The following is a 22,497-nucleotide window of genomic DNA, read 5'->3' as shown; positions in this document are numbered from 1 at the left end:
CGTCTAGGATCGTCGCATGTCGCTGCTCACGATCCTCGCGTTCGCCGGGCTGTGCGCGGTGCTCGCGCTCACGCCGGGGCCGGACACGTTCCTGGTGCTCCGCTACAGCATGGGCCGCGCTCGCGACGGGTTCGCCGCAGCGGTCGGGTGCTCTCTCGGGTCGCTGGTGTGGGCGGCGCTCGTCGCCATCGGGCTCGCGACCCTGCTCGAACAGTCCGCCGAGGTGTTCCGCGTCGTGAAGATCGTGGGAGGCCTGTATCTGATCTACCTGGGCGTCATGGCGTTCGTCGCGACCCGCAGGAGCGCCAGGGCCGCTGCAGCGGAGAAGGCAGCGGCAGAGACAGCGGCGGCAGCGGCAGAGACCGCATCGACCTCGGGCACCGCAGGCGACGCGGGTTCCACGACCCTGACCGGACGAGCCAGGGGCGGCTGGTCGGTCCGCAGCCTGCTGGCCGGGATGCTCTCCACCCTGCTGAACCCGAAGGTCGGCCTGTTCTTCCTCGCGGTCGTGCCGCAGTTCGTCCCAGCGCACGCCGGCCTCGGCGAGACGATGCTGCTCGGCGCCGTCGACGCACTCGTCTCCGTGGCGTATCTGGGCGTCGTGGTGCTGCTGGCGTCCCGGATGGTCGCCTGGCTCAAGCGGCCGCGGGTCACCCGCGTGCTCGAACGGGTGTCCGCCGCCATCCTCGCCGCGCTCGGAATCGGGACGGTCGTCGCGGGCGCCGAGGGCTGACCCCGCAGCTCCCGTGCCCGTCTTATACGCTCGAACGGTGACGATTCGAGCGGCACGGACAGCGGACATCCCGGCCATCCAGGGCATCGAGCTGGCGGCGGGCGAGACGTTCCGCAGCATCGGGCTCGCCGACGTCGCCGACGACGACCCGCCTTCCGCCGCCGAACTGACGGCGCACATCCGGAACGGCGGCGCGCTGGTCGCGGTCGACGGGACGGACACGCCGGTCGCCTACCTGCTGGTCGAAGCGCTCGGCGGGCGCGCCCACATCGAGCAGGTGTCCGTGCATCCGTCGCACGCACGCCGAGGGCTCGGCGCGCGCCTGATCGAGGTCGCCGACGCGTGGGCGGACGCCCATGGACTCGCCGGACTCACGCTCACCACCTTCGCCGACGTGCCGTGGAACGCGCCGTACTACGCGCGGCTCGGCTTCGCGGTGCTGCCGGACGACGCCGTCGACGCCGCCCTGCGCGAGCGGGTGCGCGAGGAGGAAGCGCACGGACTCGGGCTCGCGGAATGGCCGCGCGTAGTGATGGCCCGCGGGGCGTCCGCTCCCTGAGCCGCGCGTCCTCCGCCGGCGTCGGCGACCCCGGACGGATGGTCGCCCATCACGGACGCAGAGTCAGGCGCGCGCCGTCCGCGTCCGTCAGAGTGGAACAGTGACGACAGACACCTCTCCCATCCGGGCCACCTCCCCCGCACCGACCGGCGCCGCGCACACCCGCACGCACTGGCTGGCGCTCATCGTCATGCTGCTGACCAGCTTCGTGCTCGTCACCGCCGAATTCCTCCCGTCCGGTGTGCTCACCGCGATGGCCGCCGAGCTCGGGGTGACGCCGGGGCAGGCCGGGCAGACCGTGACCGTCACCGCGTTCGTCGGGTTCCTCGCCGCGCCCACCATCGGCATCCTCATCCCGCGGATGGACCGGCGCACGCTGCTCGTGCTCGTCGCCGTGCTCGCCGCGGTCTCCAACCTGGCGGTCGCCGTCGCACCGTCGCTGTGGGTGCTGCTGGTGGCGCGTCTGCTCATCGGCGTGGCGATCAGCGGGTTCTGGTCGATGTCGCTGACCGTCGCTGCGCAGCTCGCCAGCCCGGACAGGCTCGGCCGCGCGATGACCATCGTGAGCGCGGGGATGACGCTCGCCGTCGTCGCGGGCGTGCCTGTGGGCGTCTTCCTCACCGAGATCATCGACTGGCGCGGCGTCTTCTTCGGCGCCGCCGCCCTGACCGCCGTCGTCGCCGTCGCCCTGCGCCTGTCGCTCCCGCCCATCGCTCCGGCGGCGGCGTCGAGCCTGCGGATCCTCGGCGACACCCTGCGGCGGCCCGGCGTGCGGCAGGGGCTCGCCGGACACATCCTGATCGTGTTCGGGCACTTCATGGCGTACACCTTCATCCGGCTCGCCCTCGACCAGGTGCCTGGACTCGACACGGCATTCGCCGCCGGACTGCTGGTGCTGTTCGGCATCGGAGGCGTGATCGGCAACCTCGTGGTCGGCGCGCTCGCCGACCGGTTTCTCGGGCTGCTGCGCTACCTGCAGCCCTCGCTCATCGCCGGCGCTATCCTGCTCTCCGTGGTCGGGCAGGGCTCCGTCGTGGTCGTCGCGATCGCGGTCGCGGTGTGGGGGTTCGGCTTCGGCGCGTGGCCGGCGGTCATCAACACCTGGGCAGGCCGGTACATCCCGGACCGGCTGGAGGCGGCGGGCGGTCTGGTGGTCGCCGGGTTCCAGCTCGCGATCACGCTGGGCGCCGGGATCGGCGGGATCCTGGTCGACAGCGTGGATGTGCGCACCACATACCTGGTGGCGGTCGTCGTGGTCGCGGTGGGCGTGGTGCTGTTCGGCAGCGCCGGGCGACGCCGGGCCCGGCTGAGCTGACGACGCTGCGGCTCAGCTCGCCCGCTGCCGCCACACAGACGGCGCGGAGCCGGTGTGCCTCCGGAAGGCGCGGCTGAAGCCGGCGTCCGACTCGTAGCCGAGCATCCTGGCTGTCTCGCTCACGGTCAGGCCGTCCCTGGACAGGTAGGACATCGCCGCGTCCATCCGCACCTGAGCGAGGTAGCTCGCCGGTGACTGGCCCACCTGCCGGCGGAAGCGCTCGGCGAAGATCGTCCGAGACATCGCACCGACAGCGGCGAGGTCTCCCACCGTCCATGGATGCCCTGGGTCGCCGTGCATCGCATCGAGAACGCGGGCGACGAACGGGTCCTCGACAGGCGCGGGCCAGTTCGCCGGAGCGCAGTCTCCTTCCGCCCACGCGCGGATCGCCACGGAGACGATGGTCGTCGCCATTCGCCCGCAGATCACGTTGTCACCCGCCCGTCCCGGCTGCGCAGGGCAACCCATGCGGGAGGCGAGGAGGGCTATCGCTGGGTCGAGTTCCGCCAGTCTGTTCACGCCGATCAGCTCCGGCAGCAGGTCGAGAGCGCGCGACCCGCCGACGGGTCGCAGCTCGGAGACCACGACCTCCGCCGCCGAATCGGCCGACAGGTCGACGGGGTGGCGGCCGGGCGTGAAGACCACGTCGCCGGTCGCGAACGAGAGCGAGACGGCCTGCGGGCCTGTCGAACGCACCCGCACGGACCCGCCGATGACGTACAGGAACGTCGGCTTGGCGAAGCGGAGGGTCGCGCCGGCGGCGAGCGCGTCACGCCGCGACTCGTCCACGTGCCATTCGAGCGTCGAGAGAAGCTCGTCGAGGGTGGCGGGAGAGGTCAGCGCGGTGATCGTCACTCTCGCGAAAACAGCGGCGCGGACGTCCCTATTCCGCAGACACCCAGCGGTAGAGCTGGCCGTCGCGGAGTTCGACCGACGCGGGCTCCGGCACCTCGGCCAGTGCGGACAGCGCCGCCAGCACGTGGATGCGCCCCCGCAGTGTCGTGCCGTCCGGGAACGTCCAGTGCAGGTACGGGTGCAGACTCAGCCGCGCGGAGGCTGGGTCGCCGGCCGCTACGGCCGCCCGGACGGCGGCGATCTGCGCATCCGGTTCGTCCTGCGCATCCTGCCCATCCGGCGCATCCGGCGCATCCGGCGCATCCGGCGCATCCGGCGCATCGTCGTGGCTCATGGACACGAGCTTCGCGGCTTCCCGCGCGGAAGGCAACCGGTCAGCGGCGGCGGGAGGCGGTCACCGTGAACTTCGCGTTGCGCGCGATCTGCCTGGTCGGCCCCACCGTGCGCTCCAGCGCTGCCCGGTAGCCGAGGTGCGAGTTCCACACGGTCCACAGTTCGCCGCCGGGGGCGAGCACGCGCGCGGCGTCCGCGAACATCCGGTGTGCGACGCCGGTGTGCACGGCGCTCCCGATGTGGAACGGCGGGTTCAGCACGATCAGGTCGGCGCTCGCGTCCGGCTGCGCGGAGAGCCCGTCGTCGCGGACGACCGCGACCCGGTCGGCGACGCCATTGGCGGCGGCGGTCGCCGTGGCGGAGGCGACGGCCGCGGCCGACTGGTCGGTGGCGATCACCCGCAGTTCGGGCCTGCGGATGGCGAGCGTCGTGGCGAGCACGCCGGTGCCGCAGCCGAGGTCGATGGCGGTGCGCGCATCCGGTGCAGCGTCGTCGACGACGCTCAGCAGGAACCGGGTGCCGATGTCGATCGCCGTGCCGGCGAACGCTGCGCCGTGCGCGCACACCCAGACGCCGAGCTCGTCGTCGTACGCGCGCTCCGGCCACCGACCCGTGCGCAGGTCGGCCACGGGATGCGGTCGCTCCGCAGTCAGGACCCGCGCCTTCTGCCTGGCCAGCGACGCGGTGACGGAGTCGAACGCCGCGCCGAGCACGTCGTTCATCGCCATGCTCATGTGCTTCAGCATCCCCCCGGCGTAGACGACGACCTCCGGATGCGCATGCTCTGCCACCAGGGTCGCGATCTCGTCGAGCGCATCCAGGCTCCGCGGCAGCCGCAGCAGCACGACCCTGGCCCCGCGGACGAGATCGGCGTCGAGCGGGTGCTGCGTGTACGCGTCGGCCAGGCCGAGCGCTGCCGCGTTGGCGGCGAGCGCCTGCTCGCCGGTCAGCGGGTCCTGGTGCACGCGGATGCCGCGCGCACCACCGGCCGCCGCCGCGAGAGTGAGAGCGCCATAGGCGTCGCCGACGATCACGAGCCCGCCTGCGCTGTCGCCCAGCGCGGCGACCGCATCCCGCGCCACCTCCGCGATCAGCCGGTCGGCCGCATCCGACGCGAACAGGTTCTCGCCTTCCACGTCCGGCCACCGCCGCAACCCCGCATACTCGAACACGCGGTCAATTCTCGCAGCCGGTCAGAGCCAGTTGTTGCGCCGGAACGCCCAGTACAGGCCCACGCCGGTGGCGAGCATGAGCGCGAGCGCGAACGGATAGCCGAGCACCCAGTGCAGTTCCGGCATGTGATCGAAGTTCATCCCGTAGATCGTCCCCACCAGCGTCGGGGTGAACAGGATCGCCGCCCACGATGAGATCTTCTTGACCTCGTCGTTCTGCGCCTGTCCGACGAGCGTCGTGTGCACGAGCAGCGCGTTCTGCAGGATCTGCCGGAATCCGTCCGCCCGCTCCACGATGCGGATGACGTGGTCGTGCACATCCCGGAACCGGTCGCGAAGCGTGTCGTCCGCTCCGGACGCGGCAAGCGCATCCCGCAGGCCCTGCAGCACGTCGCCGAGCGGGTTGACGGCCCTCTGGAATGTCATGACTTCGGTGGACAGCTCGTAGATGCGGCGGGAGACGGTGCGGTCGCCGTTGAAGAGCTGGTCCTCGATCTCGTCGATGTCGTTCTCGAGACCTGCGATCACCGGCGCGTAGTCGTCGACGATCTGGTCCAGGATGCCGTACAGCACCGCGATCGGGCCGAGCTCCAGCAGGCGCTGCTCGCGCTCCATCCTGTGCCGCACCTCGGAGAGGTCCGGCCACTCGAAGTGGCGGACGGTGATGATGAACTGCTCGCCGAGGAACACGTGCACCTCGCCGAACTCGACCTTCTCCGTCTCGTCGATGTAGTGCGCCGGCCGCAGCGCGACGAACGTCGTCGCCCCGTACTTCTCCAGCTTCGCCCTCTGGTGTCCGCTCAGGGCATCCTCGACGGCAAGGTCGGGCAGCTCGAACTCGGTGGCGACCTCCCCCAGCTCGGTCTCCGTCGGCCGGTAGAGGCCGATCCAGGCGAAGCCGTTTCGCTCCTGCACGGTCTCGAAGGTCTGCTCCAGCGAACTCGGGTCCGCGGTGCGCCGGCCGTCCACGTACACGGCGTTGTCGACGATCATGGCGGGGGATCCTTCCGATGGGCTGCCGCAACGTTACCCGCTCGAACGGCGAGGAGTGGTTCCGAACTGCCGCAGGCGCTCGCCTGACTGGCGGTCCGGAACCACTCGTCGGGGATCAGGCGGCGGTCAGACCGTGAACTCCACGGCGTCCGACAGCTCGGCCACCGAGACGCCGACCCGCACCGCGTACGTGCCTGCCTCGGTTCGCCAGGCGTGGTCCTCCACAGACCAGTACTGCAGCGAGCGCGGCTCGATGACGATGGATGCGGCCGTCGCCTCCCCCGCGTCAGCGCGCACAACTGCGTACCCGGCCAGCCAGAGCACGGGGCGCTCCACCTCCGAGTCGGAGACGCGGGACAGGTAGACCTGCACCACCTGCTTGCCCGCGCGGTCGCCGACGTTCGTCACCGGCACGCTCACCGAGAGCTCACCGGACGCCTCGTCGATGCTCGGCGTGCCGAGCTCCCAGGCGGTGTAGCCGAGGCCGTGGCCGAACGGGATCGCCGGCGCCGGACCGCCCGCCGCCTGGCGCCGCAGCCACTCGCGGTAGCCGACGTTCAGCTTCTCGTCGTAGTAGAGCTGCCCGTCCACCGGCTCGACCTGCCACACCGGAACGTCGTCCTCCGTCGCCGCCCAGGTGGTCGGGATGCGTCCGCCGGGCTCGACGGCGCCGCTGAGAACGTCGGCGATGGCGTGACCCATCTCCTGACCGGGGAACCAGGTGAGGAGCACAGCAGGCGCATCGTCGAGCCAGGGCAGGATGACGGGTCCGCCGGAGTTCACGACGACGACGGTCCGCGGATTCGCTGCGACCACGCGGCGCACCAGTTCGTCCTGGCCATCCGGCAACCGAAGGCCACTCCTGTCGAACCCTTCCGACTCGAGCTGCTCCGTCGTGCCGACGACCACGACGGCGACGTCCGCTGCCGCGGCCAGTTCGACCGCGCGCTCCAGTTCGTCTTCCGCCGCGCCGAACGGCTCCTCGTAGCCGAGGGTGAACATCACGGCGGCCAGGCCGAGCTGCTGCTGCGGACGGTGTTCCAGCCGCAGCGACAACGACTGCCCGGCCGTGAGCTGGAGCGGGAACGACTGCTTGGGCGGGTTCAGGAAGGCCATGAACGGGTCGGTGCCGTCCGGGAAGAACAGGCCGTCGCTCTTCAGCTCGCCGTCCACCTCGAACCGGAACAGTCCGAGTCCGGCGAAGCCGACCGCGTACTCGCCGTCCGCCGGAGCGGTGAACGTGGTGGTCGCCTCGACGACCGCGGTGTCCGCGAGCACGGGGTCGCCCAGCCAGGTCAGCCGACCGCTGCCGCGGTGCTCATCCAGCACGACGCCGCCGTCGGCGTCGAGGAAGCGAACGTGCACGCCCGTCTCGCCCGTCGCGGGGTCGACGGCGACCGTCGCATCCACCGGCAGCAGCGAGTCGGAGGCTCGCACCCCTGGCGCGAACGAGACGAGGTCATCGCCGAACGCCTCGACGATGCCGTCCAGCGGGCTCACGACGTGGTCGGGGAAGACCGTCGCGGATCCTCCGCCCTGGCTCCTGGCGATGCGCGCGTGCTGACCGATCACGGCGATCGAGCCAGGCGTTGTGCCGAGGGGCAGCACGGCGGTGGATGCGTCTCCTCCGCCGTTCTTCACCAGCACCATGCCGTCCGCGGCGGCTTCGCGCAGCAGCGCATCCACCCTCTCGGCCGGCCACGGCTCGGCGAGCGGGGTCGCGGCGGCAACGCCGTCGAGGGCGCCGAGGCGTCCGGCGAGGCGCAGGATGCGCAGCACCTTCTCGTCGATGTCCGTCTCGGAGACCTGGCCGGAGCGCACGGCCTCGACCAGCGCATCCCCCCAGACGCCATCGGGGCCAGGCATCGCCAGGTCCTGCGCGGACGCACCGGCTGCGACCGTGTCGCGCACGCCCATCCAGTCCGAGACGACGACGCCGTCGAAGCCCCACTCGTCTTTGAGCGGCGAGCGCAGGAGGTCGTTCTCGCTCATCGTCACGCCGTTGACCGAGTTGTACGACGACATCACGAGCCACGCCCCGCCCTCGGTGACCATGCGCTCGAACGGCGCGAGGTAGACCTCGCGGAGGGTGCGCTCATCCACGTTGACGTTGACCGTCATGCGGTCGGTCTCGCTGTCGTTGGCGACGAAGTGCTTGGGTGTCGCGCCGACGCCGCAGGACTGCACGCCCTTCACGAACGCCGTGCCCACGACGCCGGAGAGCCACGGGTCCTCGCTGTACGCCTCGAAGTGGCGTCCGCCGCGCGGCGACCGCTGGATGTTCACGGTCGGGCCGAGAGCGACGCCGACGCCCTTGCGGCGCGCCTCCGCCGCGATGAGCTGCCCGAGTGCGTGGACGCGGTCCACATCCCAGGATGCAGCGAGCGCGGTCGGCGACGGAAGGTTCGCCGAGCTGTCCCGCTCGTCCCAGAGCTGCCCGCGCACCCCGGCAGGGCCGTCGGAGACGACGATCGTGTCGAGGCCGATCTGCGGTTCGCTGTGCAGCGTCCAGAACGAGGCGCCGGTGAGCAGGCGCACCTTCTGCTCGATGGTGAGGCTGGAGACGAGGCCGGCGATGAAGGCGTCGGTGTCGGTGTCGGTGGTGGTGGTGTCGGTCATCGTGCAGTCTTTCAGTCGTTTCGGCCGGATGGGCGGGGTCAGCGGACGGATTTGATCGGCATGACCGCGAAGGCGCCGAGGAGGGCGAGCACGATGCCGATCGGGAACAGCGGGGTGTACGAGTTGCCCGCGATGAAGACGATCAGCCCGGCAAGACCGGGCGCGAGTGTCTGCGGCAGCGTCGCGGCGATGTTGAGCACGCCGAGGTCCTTCGCGAAGTCGTTCTTGGACGGCAGCACCTCGCTCATCAGCGCGGTGTCGACGGCCTGGTACGCGCCGAAGCCGAGCCCGGACACGAAGGCGAACAGCATCATGCCGGTGATGCTCGGGATGATCAGCGGGAAGACCAGGGAAATCGCCATGACCGCTCCGGCGACGATGACGACGATCTTGCGGCGCCCGATCCTGTCCGACACGGGTCCGCCGATGAGCGTGGTGATGATGATGCCGACGAGGCTGATCAGGCTGAGCACCGGAACCATCGTCACCGCGTCGCCCTTGAGGCCGATGTAGTCCTGGAGGATGTAGAGCTGGAAGCCGGTGACCATGAAGTAACCGGCGTAGAGGAGCAGGCGGCCGGTGAAGCCCCAGAAGAAGTCGGGGTGCTTGCGCGGACTGACCCAGAAGGTCTGCAGGAACGTGACGAAGTTGAACGGCGGCTTCGGCTCTCCCTTGTTGGACGCATCCGGGTTGAAGATCACGAACAGCACGATCACGATGAGCGCGATACCGGCGAAGGTCAGGTAGCCGGCGGGGATCGACTTCGCGAACTGCGCGCCGGCGATCGAGCCGCCGAGCGAGCCGAGCATCAGGCCGAGGCCGGACAGCGAAGAGAAGGTTCCCCGCGCGCCGCTCGGGACGCGGTCGGGGAGGATCGCGCTCAGCGGTCCTTGCGCGAAGTTGAACGTGACCTGCACCATCACCCAGGCGACGGTGAGCTGCACGATGCCGTTGGCCGCTCCCATGAAGAGGAGGGAGAGCCCGCCGAGCAGCACGCCGATGACCATCCACGGCGCGCGGCGGCCGAAGCGGCTGCGGGTGCGGTCGGAGACCAGGCCGGCGATGGGCTGTGCGATCATCGCGGCGAACGCGCCGATGGTGGCGACGAGACCGTAGATCGGTCCCTTGTCAGCGTCTCCGACGATGCCCTGCACCTGGAGTGGCAGCAGCACGCCAGGCACGGCGCCCCAGATCGCGAAGATCGCGATGTTCCCGACCATCATCGACAGCATCAGCTTGAGCAGCTTGCCGCGCACCTTGACCTTGACGGGGCTCTGCGCCGAGACGGCGGAGGTCGGAGCGGCGCTGAACGGGCTGCCTGCTGTGGTGATGGTGGAGGCGAGGGATGCGCTCTCCGGTACTCCGGAGAGGTTGGAGGGGATCGTGGGCTGGACCGGTCGTGCGGGGGTGGGACCGGTGGTGTCTTCCGACGGCGTTGTCACTTGGATGTCCTTTCGAGCAGGCGACGTTGCGTGCTAACACGCGTAACCATAGGGCACCGGATTCTTTAATACAAGCCATTGCTCGGTTTTTGCTTACCCGTGTAACCAACGACGCCTCTCCGGCCTAGACTGAGACCAGGATGTTCACCCCTCACGTCGTCAAAGCCCCGACGAGCGCCGACGTCGCCCTCGCGGCCGGCGTCTCGCGCGCGACGGTCTCCTTCGTACTCAACGACAAACCGAACTCGCGGGTCTCCGACGACACGAGGCACCGCGTCCTCGAAGCCGCCAGACTGCTCGGCTACACGCCCAACACGGCGGCCAGGTCGCTCGCCAGCGGAGAGGCCGTTTCCGGTTTGCTGTTCGCCGCATCCAGCCACGACAGCGGCGCCACCCTGGAACGCACGTTCGCCTCCCTCCTCACCCGCACCATCGACGACGGCGTGGATGCACTCAGCCACGCCGAGACCGACCTCGTCGGCGCCGAGGCGGGCCAGCTCTGGGCGCGGCTCCGCCCGGAGGCCGTGCTCGCCGAGGCTGCGCGCTGCGACGCGGAGGCCACCGAGCTGCTGCGTCTCGCCGGGGTCCGCGCGCTGATCGTGCACGGCCAGGAACCGGTCGGGTACGCCCCGACCCTCGTCGTGCCGCAGGAGCCGTTCGGCGACGCCGCGGTGAGCCACCTCACCTCGCTCGGCCACGACAGGATCGTCTTCCTCGCACCGACTGCCCCTCCAGCGGCCGCGACCGCGCGTGCCAGGCTCGCCGGAGCGCAGGCGGCGGCCGAACGCTCCGGGGTGACGCTCACGGTGGCGCACGCGGGAACGTCTGCAGCGTCTCTCCGCGACTGGGCCCGCAGCTGGCGCTACGACGCCACGCGACCGACCGCCGTCGCGGCGTACGACGACCGCCTCGCGATGGCGGCCATCCGCGCTCTCGCCGACGCGCGCATCCGCGTGCCGGACGACGTCTCGGTGATCGGGGCCGACGACCATCCAGCTGGGGCGGAGTTCGTCCCGCGCCTGAGCACGGTCGCGTTCGATGCGGACGCCCTCGCCGCCACCCTGCACGATGCGTACAGCAGGATGCGCGCCGGCGAGCGGGTCGAGCGCGTCGACGCTCCGCCGGTGCGCGCCATCCCGCGCGAGTCGACCGCGCAGCGCTAGGCACGCTCGGCGCGAGCCGCCCTCCGCGCGAGCCGCCCTCGGCGCGAGCCGCGCCCGGCGCGAACCGCGCTCAGGCGATTCCCTGCGACGCGAGCGACGATGTAGCCCGGTACTGGGAGGATGACATGTCCACGAACTCCAAGAACGAGCGCTCCCGCGAGGCGAAGGCGGCCGCGCGCGCCAGGTCGGCGGAGCTGATCCGCCAGCAGAAGCTGCGCGACCGGCGTCGCCGCACGCTGGTCTGGGGCGGCGGAGGCGTGGCGGTCGTGCTCGTCGGCGCGATCGTGACGTCGGTGATCGTGGCGAACGCCGGTTCCAAGGCGGCGGACGCTGCGGCGGTTCCGTCCGTGGCGCCGACCGTCGCGGCCGGAGCCGAGTCCGCTCCGCCGTGGAACGCCCCGTCCGACCCGGCCGCTCGCGCCAAGGCTGCCGGTCTCACCATGCTGAGCAGCGAGGGCACGGTGGAGCACATCCACTCCCACCTCAGTGTCACCGTCGACGGCGCGAACGTCCAGGTGCCCGCACTGCTCGGGATCGACGAGAAGGCCGCATCCATCTCTCCGCTGCACACGCACGACACCTCGGGCATCGTGCACGTCGAATCGCCCGTGAAGACCACGTTCACCCTCGGTCAGGTGTTCACCGAGTGGGATGTGGCGCTCGCGTCCGGCCGGATCGGCTCGTACTCGGCGGCGTCCGGCGACACCGTCACGACGTTCGTCGACGGCAAGCCGGCCACCGGAGACCCCGCCGCGATCACCCTGGCCGACCACGAGGACATCGACATCGTCGTCACCGCATCCGGCACATCCGCCACACCGCCCGCCCCATTCAGCTGGCCTGCGGGGTACTAACCGACGCAGCCGAAGACTCGCGGGCGGCGGTCACGCGCGGCGCTCAGACGGCCACCGTCAGGCGCAGCGCTTACGCGACCGCATCCCGAGCGGCGACGAACGCGGCCACGCAGCGACGGATCTCCTCGTCGGTGTGCGCAGCGGAGAGCTGCACGCGGATGCGCGCCTTGCCGCGCGGCACCACGGGGAACGAGAACGCCGTCACGTAGACCCCCAGCCGCTGCATCTCGTCGGCGATGCGTGCGGTGAGCGCCGCGTCGCCGAACATCACCGGCACGATCGGATGCTCGCCCGGCAGCAGGTCGAAGCCCGCCTCGGTCATCAGCGCTCGGAACAGCGCAGCGTTGGCGACGAGCTGCGCGCGCAGGTGGTCGGACTGCTCCAGCAGGTCGAGCGCCGCGATGGTCCCGGCGACGATCGACGGCGCGAGCGTGTTCGAGAACAGATACGGCCGTGCGCGCTGACGCAGCAGGTCCACGATCTCGCTGTGCGACGACACGTAGCCGCCTGATGCGCCGCCCAGCGCCTTCCCGAACGTGCCGGTGTAGATGTCCACCCGGTCGGCGACCCCGCAGAACTCCGGCGTCCCTCGCCCGTGCTCCCCGACGAACCCGACGGCGTGCGAGTCGTCGACGAACACCAGCGCGCCGAACTCGTCGGCCAGATCGCAGATCTCGCGCAGCGGGGCGATGTAGCCGTCCATCGAGAACACGCCGTCTGTCACGATCACGGTGTGGCGGGCGCCCGCATCCCGTGCTGCGGCCAGCTGGGCGCGCAGGTCGGCCAGGTCGCGGTTCTTGTAGCGGTAGCGCTGCGCCTTGGAGAGCCGGATGCCGTCGATGATGGATGCGTGGTTCAGCTCGTCGGAGACGATGGCGTCGTCTGCGGTGAACAGCGTCTCGAAGACCCCGCCGTTCGCGTCGAAGCACGACGAGAACAGGATGGTCGCCTCCGTGCCGAGGAACTGCGACACGCGACGCTCCAGCTCGAGGTGCTGCTCCTGCGTGCCGCAGATGAACCGCACGCTCGCCAGCCCGTATCCCCAGTCGTCGAGGGCCTGTTTGGCCGCATCCACGAGGGCGGGGTGGTCGGCGAGGCCGAGGTAGTTGTTGGCGCAGAAGTTGAGTACCTCGGCGCCGTCCGCCGTGATCAGCGCCGACTGCGGACCGTGGATGCTGCGCTCGCGCTTGGTGAGCCCCGCATCTTCGATCTCCGTCAGCTGCGTCGCCACCGTCTCCCGAAACGTTCCGTACATCAGAGCTCCGTCCAATCCAGGATGACCTTGCCGCCGTCGGCCGCCGCGGCCGCGGCGAACCCCTTCTCCCAGTCCCGCGCTGCGAACCGGTCGGAGACGACGGAGGCGATGGCGTCGCGCAGCGTTGCGGAGGTCTGCAGCATCGCGCCCATCGCGTTCCAGGTCTCGAACATCTCGCGGCCGTAGATGCCCTTGAGGGTGAGCATGTGGGTGACCACGTTGCCCCAGTCGATCGCGATCGGAGCGGACGGCAGTCCGAGCATCGCGATGCGGCCGCCGTGGTTCATGTTCTCGATCATCCCCGGCAGCGCGCTCGGTGCACCGCTCATCTCGAACCCGACGTCGAAGCCTTCGCGCATCCCGAGCGCCTGCTGCGCCGACCGAATGGGCGCCTGCGAGACGTCGACGGTGTAGTCGGCGCCCATGCCCTCTGCGAGCGCGAGCCTGGCCGCGCTGATGTCCGTTCCGACGATGAAGCGCGCTCCGACGTGCCTGGCGACCGCGATGGCCATGAGGCCGATGGGGCCGCACCCCGTGACCAGCACGTCCTCGCCGACGACCGGGAACGCGAGCGCGGTGTGCACAGCGTTGCCGAGCGGGTCGAACAGGGCGCCGACCTCCGGCTCGATGGTGCTGTGGTGCACCCACACGTTGGTGGCCGGCAGGGTGAGGTATTCGGCGAACGCGCCGTTGCGCTGCACGCCGAGGCCCTGGGTGCGGATGCACATCTGGCGGCGTCCCGCGCGGCAGTTGCGGCAGGTCCCGCAGACGATGTGCCCTTCGCCGGAGACGAGGTCGCCGACGGCCACATCGTGCACCAGCGGGCCGACCTCGACCACCTCGCCGAAGAACTCGTGCCCGGGGATGAGCGGGGCGACGACGGCGGACGCCGCCCAGTCGTCCCAGCGCTGGATGTGCAGATCTGTTCCGCAGATGCCGGTCCGCAGCACGCGGATCTTGACGTCCGCCTGCCCGATCTCCGGCTCGGGTACGTCGACCAGTTCCAGACCGGGTCCGGCCTCGCTCTTGAAGAGAGCCTTCATCGCCACCTTCCTTGTGGACAGCCCCTCGTGGGGGTTCGTGAAGCAGTTCGGGATGCGCGGCCCTCGTGGGGCGGCGCGTCTCGCCGCTGACAGCCTAGACGCTCCGACGTCCATCGGCTGAGGCCGTCCACGCGTGCGGAAGGCGCGGCCGGCGTGCTGCCGACCGCGCCTTCTGCACGAGTGATGGGTGCCGTCAGTCGCGGTCCAGGGGACGCCAGACGACGACCTGGTTGCTGCGACGGACGCGCGTGCCCGCGCGCAGCGAGATGACCTCGCCCGCTGAGCCTGCCGCGAAGACGCGGTGGCCGGGCCGGTTCAGCAGCTCGTCCGCCAGCGCCGTCTCGAGCTCGCGCACCCGTTTCGTGAGCGCGCCGACCTGATCCTCCAGGTCCAGGATGCGCCGGATGCCCTCGAGGCTCACACCTTCCGCCCCGAGCCGCGCGATCTCCTGCAGCTTCGCGACGTCGCGCATCGAATAGCGGCGCGACTTGCCTGCCGTCCTGCTCGGGCTGACCAGCCCGAGCCTGTCGTACTGGCGGAGGGTCTGTGGATGCATCCCCGCCAGTTCGGCCGCGATCGAGATCACGAAGACCTGGCTGTTCTCATCCATGATCAGGTGCGGGCCTTAGCGAGCAGATCTTCGCGGGGATTCTCGTCTGGAAGCTTCGCAGCGAACTCCTTCAGCGCCTCCTGAGCCTCCGGGGAGAGGTGCGAAGGAACCGCCACCTGCACCACCGCGAGGAGGTCGCCCGTGCCCTTCGCCGTCTGCACACCGCGGCCCTTGACGCGCAGCACGCGGCCGCTCGGCGTTCCCGGCGCCACGCGAAGCTTGACGGGGTCGCCGCCCAGGGTCGGCACCTCGATGGTCGCCCCGAGGGCCGCCTCCGCGAACGTCACGGGGACGGTCACACGCAGGTTGAGGCCATCGCGCTCGAACACCGGGTGCTTGCGCACGGTGACGGTGAGCACGATGTCGCCCGCCTCGCCGCCGTCCGGGCTCGGCTGGCCCTTGCCGCGGAGCTTGATCTTCTGGCCGTCTGCGACGCCGGCAGGGATCTTGACCTTGATCGGCTTGCCGTCCGAGGCCTGCAGCGTGATGGTCTCGCCCTTGGTGGCCGTGACGAAGTCGATGGTGGTGTGCGCGGTCACGTCGCGGCCGCGCGTCGGTCCGCCGTAGCCGCGGAACCCTCCGCTTGACGAGCCGAAGCCGCCTCCACCCTGGCCGAACAGTCCCCCGAACACGTCGTCGAAGTTGCCGCCCTGCTGGTAGCTGTAGCCTCGGCTTCCTCCCTGGCCGAACATCCCGCCGAAGACGTCGTCGAAGCCGCCCTGACCTGCGGAGCCAGGCGCGGTGAAGCGGGCACCGGAGCCCATCGCGCGGATCTGGTCGTACTCCTTGCGCTGCTCGGGATCGCCGAGCACCGAATGCGCTTCGCTGATCTCCTTGAACTTGGCCTCCGCGGCCGGGTCGCCGGGATTGGAGTCGGGGTGGTACTTGCGCGCGAGCTTGCGGTAGACCTTCTTCAGCTCCGCTGGGGTGACGTCTTTGGAGACGCCGAGAACCTTGTAGAAGTCCTTGTCGAACCAGTCCTGGCTTGCCATGGCGCCTCCTTTCTAAGCCTGTTGTCGTGTGTATGAAGTCTGCATGTATTCGTGGCGCACGTCACGGAAGCGGCGGGATGCGTATCCCGCCGCTTCGCGTGTCACGTGCATCCGGCCGTCGGGGGTCAGGCCGGAACCGCGACGACGACCTTCGCCACCCGCACCGTGGTGGAGCCGAGCCGGTAGCCCGTCTCGACCACGTCGGCGATGGTGTCCACCGTCACGCCGGGGGTCGGCTGCTGGAAGATCGCCTCGTGGATCTGCGGATCGAACGGCTCGCCCTTCTCGCCGTACGGCGTGAGGCCGAGACGTTCCACCGTGGTGCGCAGTTTGGCCGCGATCGTGGCGAACGCGCTGCCCTCTTCGAGGTCGCCGTGCTTCTCAGCACGGTCGAGGTCGTCGAGCACGGGAAGGAGTCCCTTCACCGTGTCGCCGACCGCACGTTCCCGCTCGAGCTCGCGGTTGGACTCTGTGCGCTTGCGATAGTTCGCGTACTCCGCGGTGACGCGCTGGAGATCGGCGAGTCGCTCCGCCGCGAGCTGGTCCGCCGTCGACTGGCCGCTGAGCAGATCCAGGTCGTCGTCGGAGAGGAGGGACCCGAGGTCGTCCCCGTCGGCCGGGCCGACGTCGACGAGCTCCTCGTGGGCGAGGTCGGGGCCGGCGCCGCTTCCGTCTCCGGAAGCTGCGCCGGCGTCCTGACCGTCGCCGTCCTGGCCATCCTGCCCGGCCTGCGGCTGCCGAACCTTGCCGGTCTCGGGGTCGATCTTCCGCTTGTCGCGGATGATCGGCTCCTCGCGCTCAGGGTCTTCGCCCTGCCCGTTGGGGTTCTGGTCCGACATCGTTACTTCTTCTCCTCGTCTTCGACGACCTCTGCGTCGATGACGTCCTCGTCCGAGTTCTCCTCGGCGGGCTGGTCACCGGCAGGAGCCTGCTCACCGGCGGTCGCGTCGGCCTGAGCGGACGAGTAGATCGCCTCTCCGAGCTTCTGCTGGCTCGCGTTGAGCTTGTCGTACGCGGTCTTGACTGCGTCCTCGTCATCTCCGGCGAGCGCGGTCTTCAGCGCGTCGACGTCGCCCTGGACCTCGTTCTTGACGTCCTCGGGGAGCTTGTCCTCGTTGTCCTTGATCAGCTTCTCGATCGAGTATGCGAGCTGCTCGGCCGTGTTGCGGGTCTCGGCGGTCTCACGACGCTTCTTGTCCTCGGCGGCGTGCTCCTCCGCCTCGCGCACCATGCGCTCGATGTCGTCCTTCGGCAGCGACGAGCCGCCGGTGATCGTCATCGACTGCTCCTTGCCCGTGCCCTTGTCCTTGGCGGACACGTGCACGATGCCGTTCGCATCGATGTCGAAGGTGACCTCGACCTGCGGGATGCCACGGGGAGCCGGGGCGATACCGGTGAGCTCGAACGTGCCGAGCGGCTTGTTGTCGCGGGTGAACTCGCGCTCGCCCTGGAAGACCTGGATGGCGACGGACGGCTGGTTGTCGTCCGCGGTCGTGAAGGTCTCGCTGCGCTTGGTCGGGATCGCGGTGTTGCGGTCGATCAGCTTCGTCATGATGCCGCCCTTGGTCTCGATACCGAGGCTCAGCGGGGTGACGTCGATGAGGAGGACGTCCTTGCGCTCTCCCTTGAGGACACCGGCCTGGAGGGCGGCGCCGACGGCGACGACCTCGTCAGGGTTGACGCCCTTGTTGGGCTCCTGTCCACCGGTCTCCTGCTTCACCAGCTCGCTCACGGCCGGCATGCGGGTGGAACCGCCGACGAGCACGACGTGCGCGATGTCGGACACCTTGATGCCCGCCTCGCGGATGACGTCCTGGAACGGCTTCTTGGTGCGGTCGAGGAGGTCGCTGGTCATCTGCTCGAACTGGGCGCGGGTGAGCGTCTCGTCGAGGTTGGCCGGGCCGTTCTCGGTGAGCGAGAGGTACGGCAGCTGGATGCTCGTCGACATGCTCGACGACAGCTCCTTCTTGGCCTGCTCTGCAGCTTCCTTGAGGCGCTGCAGCGCGATCTTGTCCTTGGAGACGTCGACACCGGTCGAGTCCTTGAAGCGCTTGATGAGCCACTCGACGATGCGCTGGTCCCAGTCGTCTCCACCGAGGCGGTTGTCGCCGGCGGTGGCGCGGACCTGGATGGTCGAGAAGTCGTCGTCCTTGCCCACCTCGAGGAGGGAGACGTCGAACGTTCCGCCACCGAGGTCGAAGACCAGGATGAGCTCGTCTTCCTTGCCCTTGTCGAGGCCGTATGCGAGCGCGGCCGCGGTGGGCTCGTTGATGATCCGGAGCACGTTGAGGCCCGCGATCTCACCGGCCTCCTTGGTGGCCTGGCGCTCTGCGTCGTTGAAGTACGCGGGAACGGTGATGACCGCATCCGTGACGGTGTCGCCGAGGTACTGCTCCGCGTCCCTCTTGAGCTTGGCGAGGATGCGCGCCGAGATCTCCTGCGGCGTGTACTTCTTGCCGTCGATGTCGACGGTCCAGTCGGTGCCCATGTGGCGCTTGACGGACGCGATAGTGCGGTCGACGTTGGTGACGGCCTGGCGCTTGGCGGTCTCGCCGACGAGCACCTCGCCGTCCTTGGTGAACGCGACGACCGACGGGGTGGTGCGGAAGCCCTCCGCGTTGGCGATGACGGTGGGCTCGCCACCCTCGAGGACGGAGACGACGGAGTTCGTGGTTCCGAGGTCGATTCCTACTGCACGTGACATATGTGCTTTCTCCTTTTGTTGCTGACTGTGTGGCTGAAAAATCTGGGGTCAAGAGTTGAGTCCCGACGACTCAAGTGTTGCATCCACTGCTGGACCTGTCAAGCCGAGGATCCAAAACTTGAGCGCACTTGACTCAACTTTGAACGACGGTCGTTCATTCCCGAAAACTGCGAGAGATGACAAGCGCTGGAGACAGGGAAGTACGATCCGGGCGCGGTGGTGCGCCGTGAGCGCTCAGCGTCGGACGAGCATCCCCCGCCCGGCGTAGAAGCGCTGGAAGTCGTCGACCGGGAGGGACGCATCCGCTGCCGTCGCGCCGATCCCCGACGGGTTGTGGAACGAGACCGTTTCGCCGTCGAAGCCGTGCACGAGAACGAGATGGCCGCCGACCCGGTCGTTCTGCCGCTCCGGATAGCGGATCTCGGGCGTGACAGACGCGATGGCGACGACGCCCCGCCTCGTGGATGCCTGCCTGATGGGCTCGAAGTGCTCGCGCGCTGTCGACCCCTCCACCACCTCGCCGTCCAGCTCGAACGCGGCGGCGATCCAGGACAGGAACGGGCGGTAGTAGAGCCCGCGGACGGTGTCGGCCTCCGGGATCAGCGCGCCCGCCGCCGTCGCGCCGTCGATCAGGTCGCGCATCGTCGCATCCGCAGCCTCCGGACGCCAGACGCGCATCACGGAGCGCAGGCAGGCCAGCCCGCACACATTACGCGCCCAGTACCGGTACTCGTCGGCGGACGCGTACCCATCCCGCGCCCAGTCGTGCAGCGCTGCCGGGTCCTCACCGCGCACGATCAGCGCCTCGTTGCAGCGCGGATCGCCCCACTGGGATTCGTACGGGAAGCCGGTGTCCCCCGAATTCACACCGCCTCCACAAGGACCGTCGATAGCGTGCTGTTCATGGATTCGGAGTCCCTTCCCGTCGATCACAACGGACCGCTGCTGTCGTCGCGCGCCATCGAGGCGCTGCAGAACATCGACGCGGCGACGCTCGACGAGGTGCAGGCGTTCCGCACGGACTTCGCGCGGTTCATCATGCCCTACAAGTTCGGCATCGACGAGATCTCGACCAAGGTGTCGATCCTCCGCGAGGAATTCGCCGAGCTCCACGACTACAACCCGATCGAGCACATCACCAGCCGCCTCAAGTCGGCGGAGAGCATCGAGCAGAAGATCATCCGCAAGCAGTGCGACCCGTCGTTCGACGCGATCCGCGAGTCGATCACCGACATCGCGGGCATCCGCATCGTCTGCAGCTTCGTCTCCGACGTGTACCACGTGTTCGAGCTGCTTTCGGCGCAGGCGGACGTCAACGTGCTGCGCGTGAAGGACTACATCGGGCATCCCAAGGCCAACGGGTACAAGAGCCTGCACGCGATCGTGGAGGTGCCGGTCTTCCTGTCTGACGGACCGATCGCTGTTCCTGTCGAGATCCAGATCCGCACCGTCGCGATGGACTTCTGGGCCAGCCTGGAGCACAAGATCTACTACAAGTACGACGGCGAGGTGCCGGAGGAACTGCTCCGCGACCTCACCGACGCCGCGGTGAAGGCCAACCAGCTCGACATCACGATGGAGAGCCTGCACCGGCAGGTGCGCGGCAAGGGCGGCACCCAGTACACGCTGCCGATCGCGATCTAGCCGCCAAGGCGGGACCTGCCCTGCTCGTCCCTGGACCCAGTCCACACGCAGACTCATCGAACATGTGAGCTCTCCCCCGCGGGCCGATCGACCTGAACGAGAAGAAGTGAAGCAGCAGATCATCGCCTCGCGCATGTTCGGGCATCCGGTGACCGACCTGCCACCGTCGTGCACGTCCTGTCCGTGGACGCGCAGCGGGGCGACGGCACGGATGCGCAGGGAGAAGTCCGTTGCTGGACCGGTGACGTAGCCGCTCATGCTCCACGACAGTACGGCGCGGCCGGACGCCAGCGACGAAACGAGCTTGCATTCCATGGACCGCTGTGAGGTCGAGCGGCTATGGGACTTGACCCTCACACCGTGTCAGGCTGGAGCGTGGCCTCCATCATGTACACAATCGGGGAATTCGCGGCGATCGGGAGAATCAGCGTGCGGATGCTGCGGCACTACGACGCGATCGGCCTGCTGCCGCCTGCACATGTCGACGAGAACAACGGGTACCGCTTCTATTCGGACGTGCAGCTTGCGAGCCTGCTCCTGATCGTCGAGCTGCGACAGCTCGGGATCGGCCTGGACGCCATCGCCGCCGTGCTCGCCTCCGCCGACCCGCGGCCCGCCCTGACGGCCACGCTGCGGCAACGCCGGACGGAGCTGGTGGCGGGAATCGCCCAGGACCGCGAACGGCTCGATCGGCTCGAGCGGCGCCTCAACATTTTGGAAGGAACGGAAATCATGTCCACACTCGTCGAGTACCGCCCCCTCGAGGCGCTCACCGTCTACGCCGTCAGCGGCACCGCGCCCGGGATGGGGCCAGAACTCGTGGGGCCGGTCGTCGGGCCGCTCATCGGCTCACTGGACCAGGCTCTGGAGGCCGCGGGGCGTCCGATCCTCGCGCCTTCGACGTTCTGGTACGAACCCCGGGACGATGAACGGCTCGAGGTGAACATCTCCTATCCGGCGGAGACACCTCCCCAGCCAGGCGAGGGCTATGACGTCGTCGAGCTGCCTGCTGTGCCCCTGGCCGCGACACTGATGCACCACGGCGACATGTCCGGCATCGGCGATTCCTGGATGGCGCTCATCGAGAGTCTCGTCGCCGACGGATACCGCGTCATCGGCCCCACCCGCGAGGTTTACATGCGTGCCACCGGCCACGTCCCGGGCCCCGACTGGCTGACCGAGCTCCAAGCGCCCGTCGAACGGGCCTCCTGATCGAGGATCGTTCGACGCTGCCGCCCCTTCTCGTTCTCGTTCGGCCCCCGAACCTCCGTCGGCCCGCGCTGCTCGTGAGCGTCAGTAGCCGACGACGCCCGTGAAGTCGGGAGAGCCGTCCGACGTCACTGGGAGCGGCTGGCCGCTGATGTAGCGCGGCCACTCCAGCCGGAGGCCGCCGGCCACGTCGAGCCGGGGGTACGCGGCGGTCGGCGGGGTTGCGGTGGGGACCTGGGATGCGGCGGGAACCGCTGCGAACGCGGTTTGGGGCGCCTGCGTCGCGGTGGGGGGCGCGGGCTGAGGGGCCGTCGGCTGCGCGAACGCGCCCGGCTGCTGGGGCGGCCACGGCTGCGGCCTCTCCCGCTTCGGCCCGAAGAGTGTGTACGTGAGCGGGATCAGGATGGTGCCGAGGGCATCCAGGATCGCCACCACCGCCATCAGGCGCCAATACGTCTCGCCGAAGTCGACGCTCGGCAGCGCGAGCGGAACGGACAGCCCGAGGGTGAGCAGCGCGACGAGGAGCAGTGTCGCCACGGTGACCTTGCTCATCACCGGGCCGGTGAAGCGCCGCTGCGTGTTCAGGACCAGGTGGATGTGCAGGAGCCCGAGCCGCGTCACGATCACCAGGGCGATCCACGCGAACGGCTCCCACCACGGCCCGTGCGCGAACGGGTCGTCCGGGTTGACCGCGACGGGCACCCAGATCTTCGCCAGCCCCGCCATCAGCAGGTACGCGGACGTGATCACGCTCACCACGCCGAACCAGGCCGCTCGCCTGGCGGACACGTCGGCGTCGTACCAGGACACCAGGGAGAAGAAGACCAGCAGCGCGATCGTGCCGATCAGCCGCCAGCAGGTCTCGTCGAACCGGCCGATCACCACCGCGTAGACGCCCACCAGCGCGGCAGCGATGAGCGCTCCGATCACGATGCGGGGCAGCAGATGCCGCACCCATCCGTACTGTCGGACCTGGTTCGCCGTCGTCGTCATGTGAGCCTC

Annotated in this window: 22 protein-coding genes; 8 read left to right on the top strand and 14 right to left on the bottom strand. The window is 69.5% G+C overall.

Annotation, left to right across the window (positions count from 1 at the left end; genetic code table 11):
* Positions 1-16: 16 nt before the first annotated feature.
* From ASE16_RS17480 to ASE16_RS17470, 3 genes are all read left to right on the top strand, one after another.
* Positions 17-733 (top strand): LysE family translocator, encoded by a 717-nt coding sequence (locus tag ASE16_RS17480; RefSeq protein ID WP_055898060.1) that lies wholly within the window; start codon positions 17-19, stop codon positions 731-733.
* A gap of 37 nt (positions 734-770) precedes the next feature.
* On the top strand, positions 771-1,292 hold the full coding sequence (locus tag ASE16_RS17475; RefSeq protein WP_235500571.1) for a GNAT family N-acetyltransferase: 522 nt from the start codon (positions 771-773) through the stop codon (positions 1,290-1,292).
* A gap of 100 nt (positions 1,293-1,392) precedes the next feature.
* Positions 1,393-2,607, top strand: a complete 1,215-nt coding sequence (locus ASE16_RS17470; RefSeq protein ID WP_055898057.1) for an MFS transporter — start codon at positions 1,393-1,395, stop codon at positions 2,605-2,607.
* Between the two features lie 12 nt (positions 2,608-2,619).
* On the opposite strand, the gene ASE16_RS20020 is transcribed toward ASE16_RS17470, so the two are convergent.
* The 6 genes from ASE16_RS20020 to ASE16_RS17440 all read right to left on the bottom strand — a co-directional run bounded on the left by ASE16_RS20020 (position 2,620) and on the right by ASE16_RS17440 (position 10,021).
* Positions 2,620-3,462 carry an AraC family transcriptional regulator gene (locus tag ASE16_RS20020; RefSeq protein ID WP_235500570.1) on the bottom strand — a complete coding sequence of 281 codons (843 nt, stop codon included), beginning with the start codon at positions 3,460-3,462 and terminating at the stop codon, positions 2,620-2,622.
* Between the two features lie 28 nt (positions 3,463-3,490).
* Complete coding sequence (locus ASE16_RS17460; protein ID WP_200949685.1) at positions 3,491-3,796, bottom strand: hypothetical protein; 306 nt, start codon at positions 3,794-3,796, stop codon at positions 3,491-3,493.
* A 40-nt stretch (positions 3,797-3,836) separates the two neighbouring features.
* Positions 3,837-4,967, bottom strand: coding sequence for a class I SAM-dependent methyltransferase (locus tag ASE16_RS17455; RefSeq protein WP_200949684.1), 1,131 nt, complete (start codon positions 4,965-4,967; stop codon positions 3,837-3,839).
* A gap of 21 nt (positions 4,968-4,988) precedes the next feature.
* On the bottom strand, positions 4,989-5,960 hold the full coding sequence (gene corA, locus ASE16_RS17450; RefSeq protein WP_055898052.1) for a magnesium/cobalt transporter CorA: 972 nt from the start codon (positions 5,958-5,960) through the stop codon (positions 4,989-4,991).
* A gap of 126 nt (positions 5,961-6,086) precedes the next feature.
* On the bottom strand, positions 6,087-8,579 hold the full coding sequence (locus ASE16_RS17445; protein ID WP_055898049.1) for a beta-glucosidase H: 2,493 nt from the start codon (positions 8,577-8,579) through the stop codon (positions 6,087-6,089).
* Positions 8,580-8,617: 38 nt separating this feature from the next.
* A complete protein-coding gene (locus tag ASE16_RS17440; protein WP_157480443.1) occupies positions 8,618-10,021 on the bottom strand; it encodes an MFS transporter in 1,404 nt (467 codons plus the stop codon).
* A 140-nt stretch (positions 10,022-10,161) separates the two neighbouring features.
* Here ASE16_RS17440 and ASE16_RS17435 point away from each other — a divergent pair, with 140 nt between their 5' ends.
* Together ASE16_RS17435 and ASE16_RS17430 are read left to right on the top strand one after the other, a co-directional pair.
* On the top strand, positions 10,162-11,184 hold the full coding sequence (locus ASE16_RS17435; RefSeq protein WP_055898044.1) for a LacI family DNA-binding transcriptional regulator: 1,023 nt from the start codon (positions 10,162-10,164) through the stop codon (positions 11,182-11,184).
* 125 nt (positions 11,185-11,309) lie between these two features.
* Positions 11,310-12,038, top strand: a complete 729-nt coding sequence (locus ASE16_RS17430; RefSeq protein ID WP_055898039.1) for a hypothetical protein — start codon at positions 11,310-11,312, stop codon at positions 12,036-12,038.
* Between the two features lie 70 nt (positions 12,039-12,108).
* Here the strand turns inward: ASE16_RS17430 and ASE16_RS17425 are convergent, their stop codons facing one another.
* The 7 genes from ASE16_RS17425 to ASE16_RS17395 all read right to left on the bottom strand — a co-directional run bounded on the left by ASE16_RS17425 (position 12,109) and on the right by ASE16_RS17395 (position 19,509).
* Complete coding sequence (locus ASE16_RS17425; RefSeq protein WP_055898036.1) at positions 12,109-13,293, bottom strand: glycine C-acetyltransferase; 1,185 nt, start codon at positions 13,291-13,293, stop codon at positions 12,109-12,111.
* Complete coding sequence (gene tdh, locus ASE16_RS17420; RefSeq protein ID WP_055898033.1) at positions 13,293-14,336, bottom strand: L-threonine 3-dehydrogenase; 1,044 nt, start codon at positions 14,334-14,336, stop codon at positions 13,293-13,295. The genes ASE16_RS17425 and tdh overlap by 1 nt, the downstream gene beginning before the upstream one ends.
* 193 nt (positions 14,337-14,529) lie before the next feature.
* Entirely contained in the window at positions 14,530-14,946 is a 417-nt protein-coding gene (locus ASE16_RS17415; RefSeq protein ID WP_055898030.1) for a heat shock protein transcriptional repressor HspR, read from the bottom strand.
* 2 nt (positions 14,947-14,948) lie between these two features.
* Positions 14,949-15,938 (bottom strand): DnaJ C-terminal domain-containing protein, encoded by a 990-nt coding sequence (locus ASE16_RS17410; RefSeq protein ID WP_055898028.1) that lies wholly within the window; start codon positions 15,936-15,938, stop codon positions 14,949-14,951.
* Positions 15,939-16,063: 125 nt separating this feature from the next.
* Complete coding sequence (locus tag ASE16_RS17405; RefSeq protein WP_055898025.1) at positions 16,064-16,777, bottom strand: nucleotide exchange factor GrpE; 714 nt, start codon at positions 16,775-16,777, stop codon at positions 16,064-16,066.
* A 2-nt stretch (positions 16,778-16,779) separates the two neighbouring features.
* Positions 16,780-18,642 carry a molecular chaperone DnaK gene (dnaK, locus tag ASE16_RS17400; RefSeq protein WP_055898022.1) on the bottom strand — a complete coding sequence of 621 codons (1,863 nt, stop codon included), beginning with the start codon at positions 18,640-18,642 and terminating at the stop codon, positions 16,780-16,782.
* A 234-nt stretch (positions 18,643-18,876) separates the two neighbouring features.
* Positions 18,877-19,509, bottom strand: coding sequence for a hypothetical protein (locus tag ASE16_RS17395; protein ID WP_055898019.1), 633 nt, complete (start codon positions 19,507-19,509; stop codon positions 18,877-18,879).
* 36 nt (positions 19,510-19,545) lie between these two features.
* Here ASE16_RS17395 and ASE16_RS17390 point away from each other — a divergent pair, with 36 nt between their 5' ends.
* From ASE16_RS17390 to ASE16_RS17385, 3 genes are all read left to right on the top strand, one after another.
* Positions 19,546-20,286 (top strand): GTP pyrophosphokinase family protein, encoded by a 741-nt coding sequence (locus ASE16_RS17390; protein ID WP_055898994.1) that lies wholly within the window; start codon positions 19,546-19,548, stop codon positions 20,284-20,286.
* Between the two features lie 106 nt (positions 20,287-20,392).
* A complete protein-coding gene (locus ASE16_RS19830) occupies positions 20,393-20,536 on the top strand; it encodes a hypothetical protein (RefSeq protein WP_157480441.1) in 144 nt (47 codons plus the stop codon).
* A gap of 125 nt (positions 20,537-20,661) precedes the next feature.
* Positions 20,662-21,498 carry a MerR family transcriptional regulator gene (locus ASE16_RS17385; protein WP_235500569.1) on the top strand — a complete coding sequence of 279 codons (837 nt, stop codon included), beginning with the start codon at positions 20,662-20,664 and terminating at the stop codon, positions 21,496-21,498.
* 81 nt (positions 21,499-21,579) lie between these two features.
* On the opposite strand, the gene ASE16_RS17380 is transcribed toward ASE16_RS17385, so the two are convergent.
* Complete coding sequence (locus ASE16_RS17380; RefSeq protein WP_055898016.1) at positions 21,580-22,488, bottom strand: hypothetical protein; 909 nt, start codon at positions 22,486-22,488, stop codon at positions 21,580-21,582.
* Positions 22,489-22,497: the final 9 nt, after the last annotated feature.

Origin of the sequence: Leifsonia sp. Root227, assembly GCF_001428745.1 — a bacterium.
In the GTDB taxonomy this organism is placed as follows: domain Bacteria; phylum Actinomycetota; class Actinomycetes; order Actinomycetales; family Microbacteriaceae; genus Leifsonia.
Note: the sequence above shows the minus strand (reverse complement) of the source record. Positions and strands in the feature narration are given on the sequence as shown.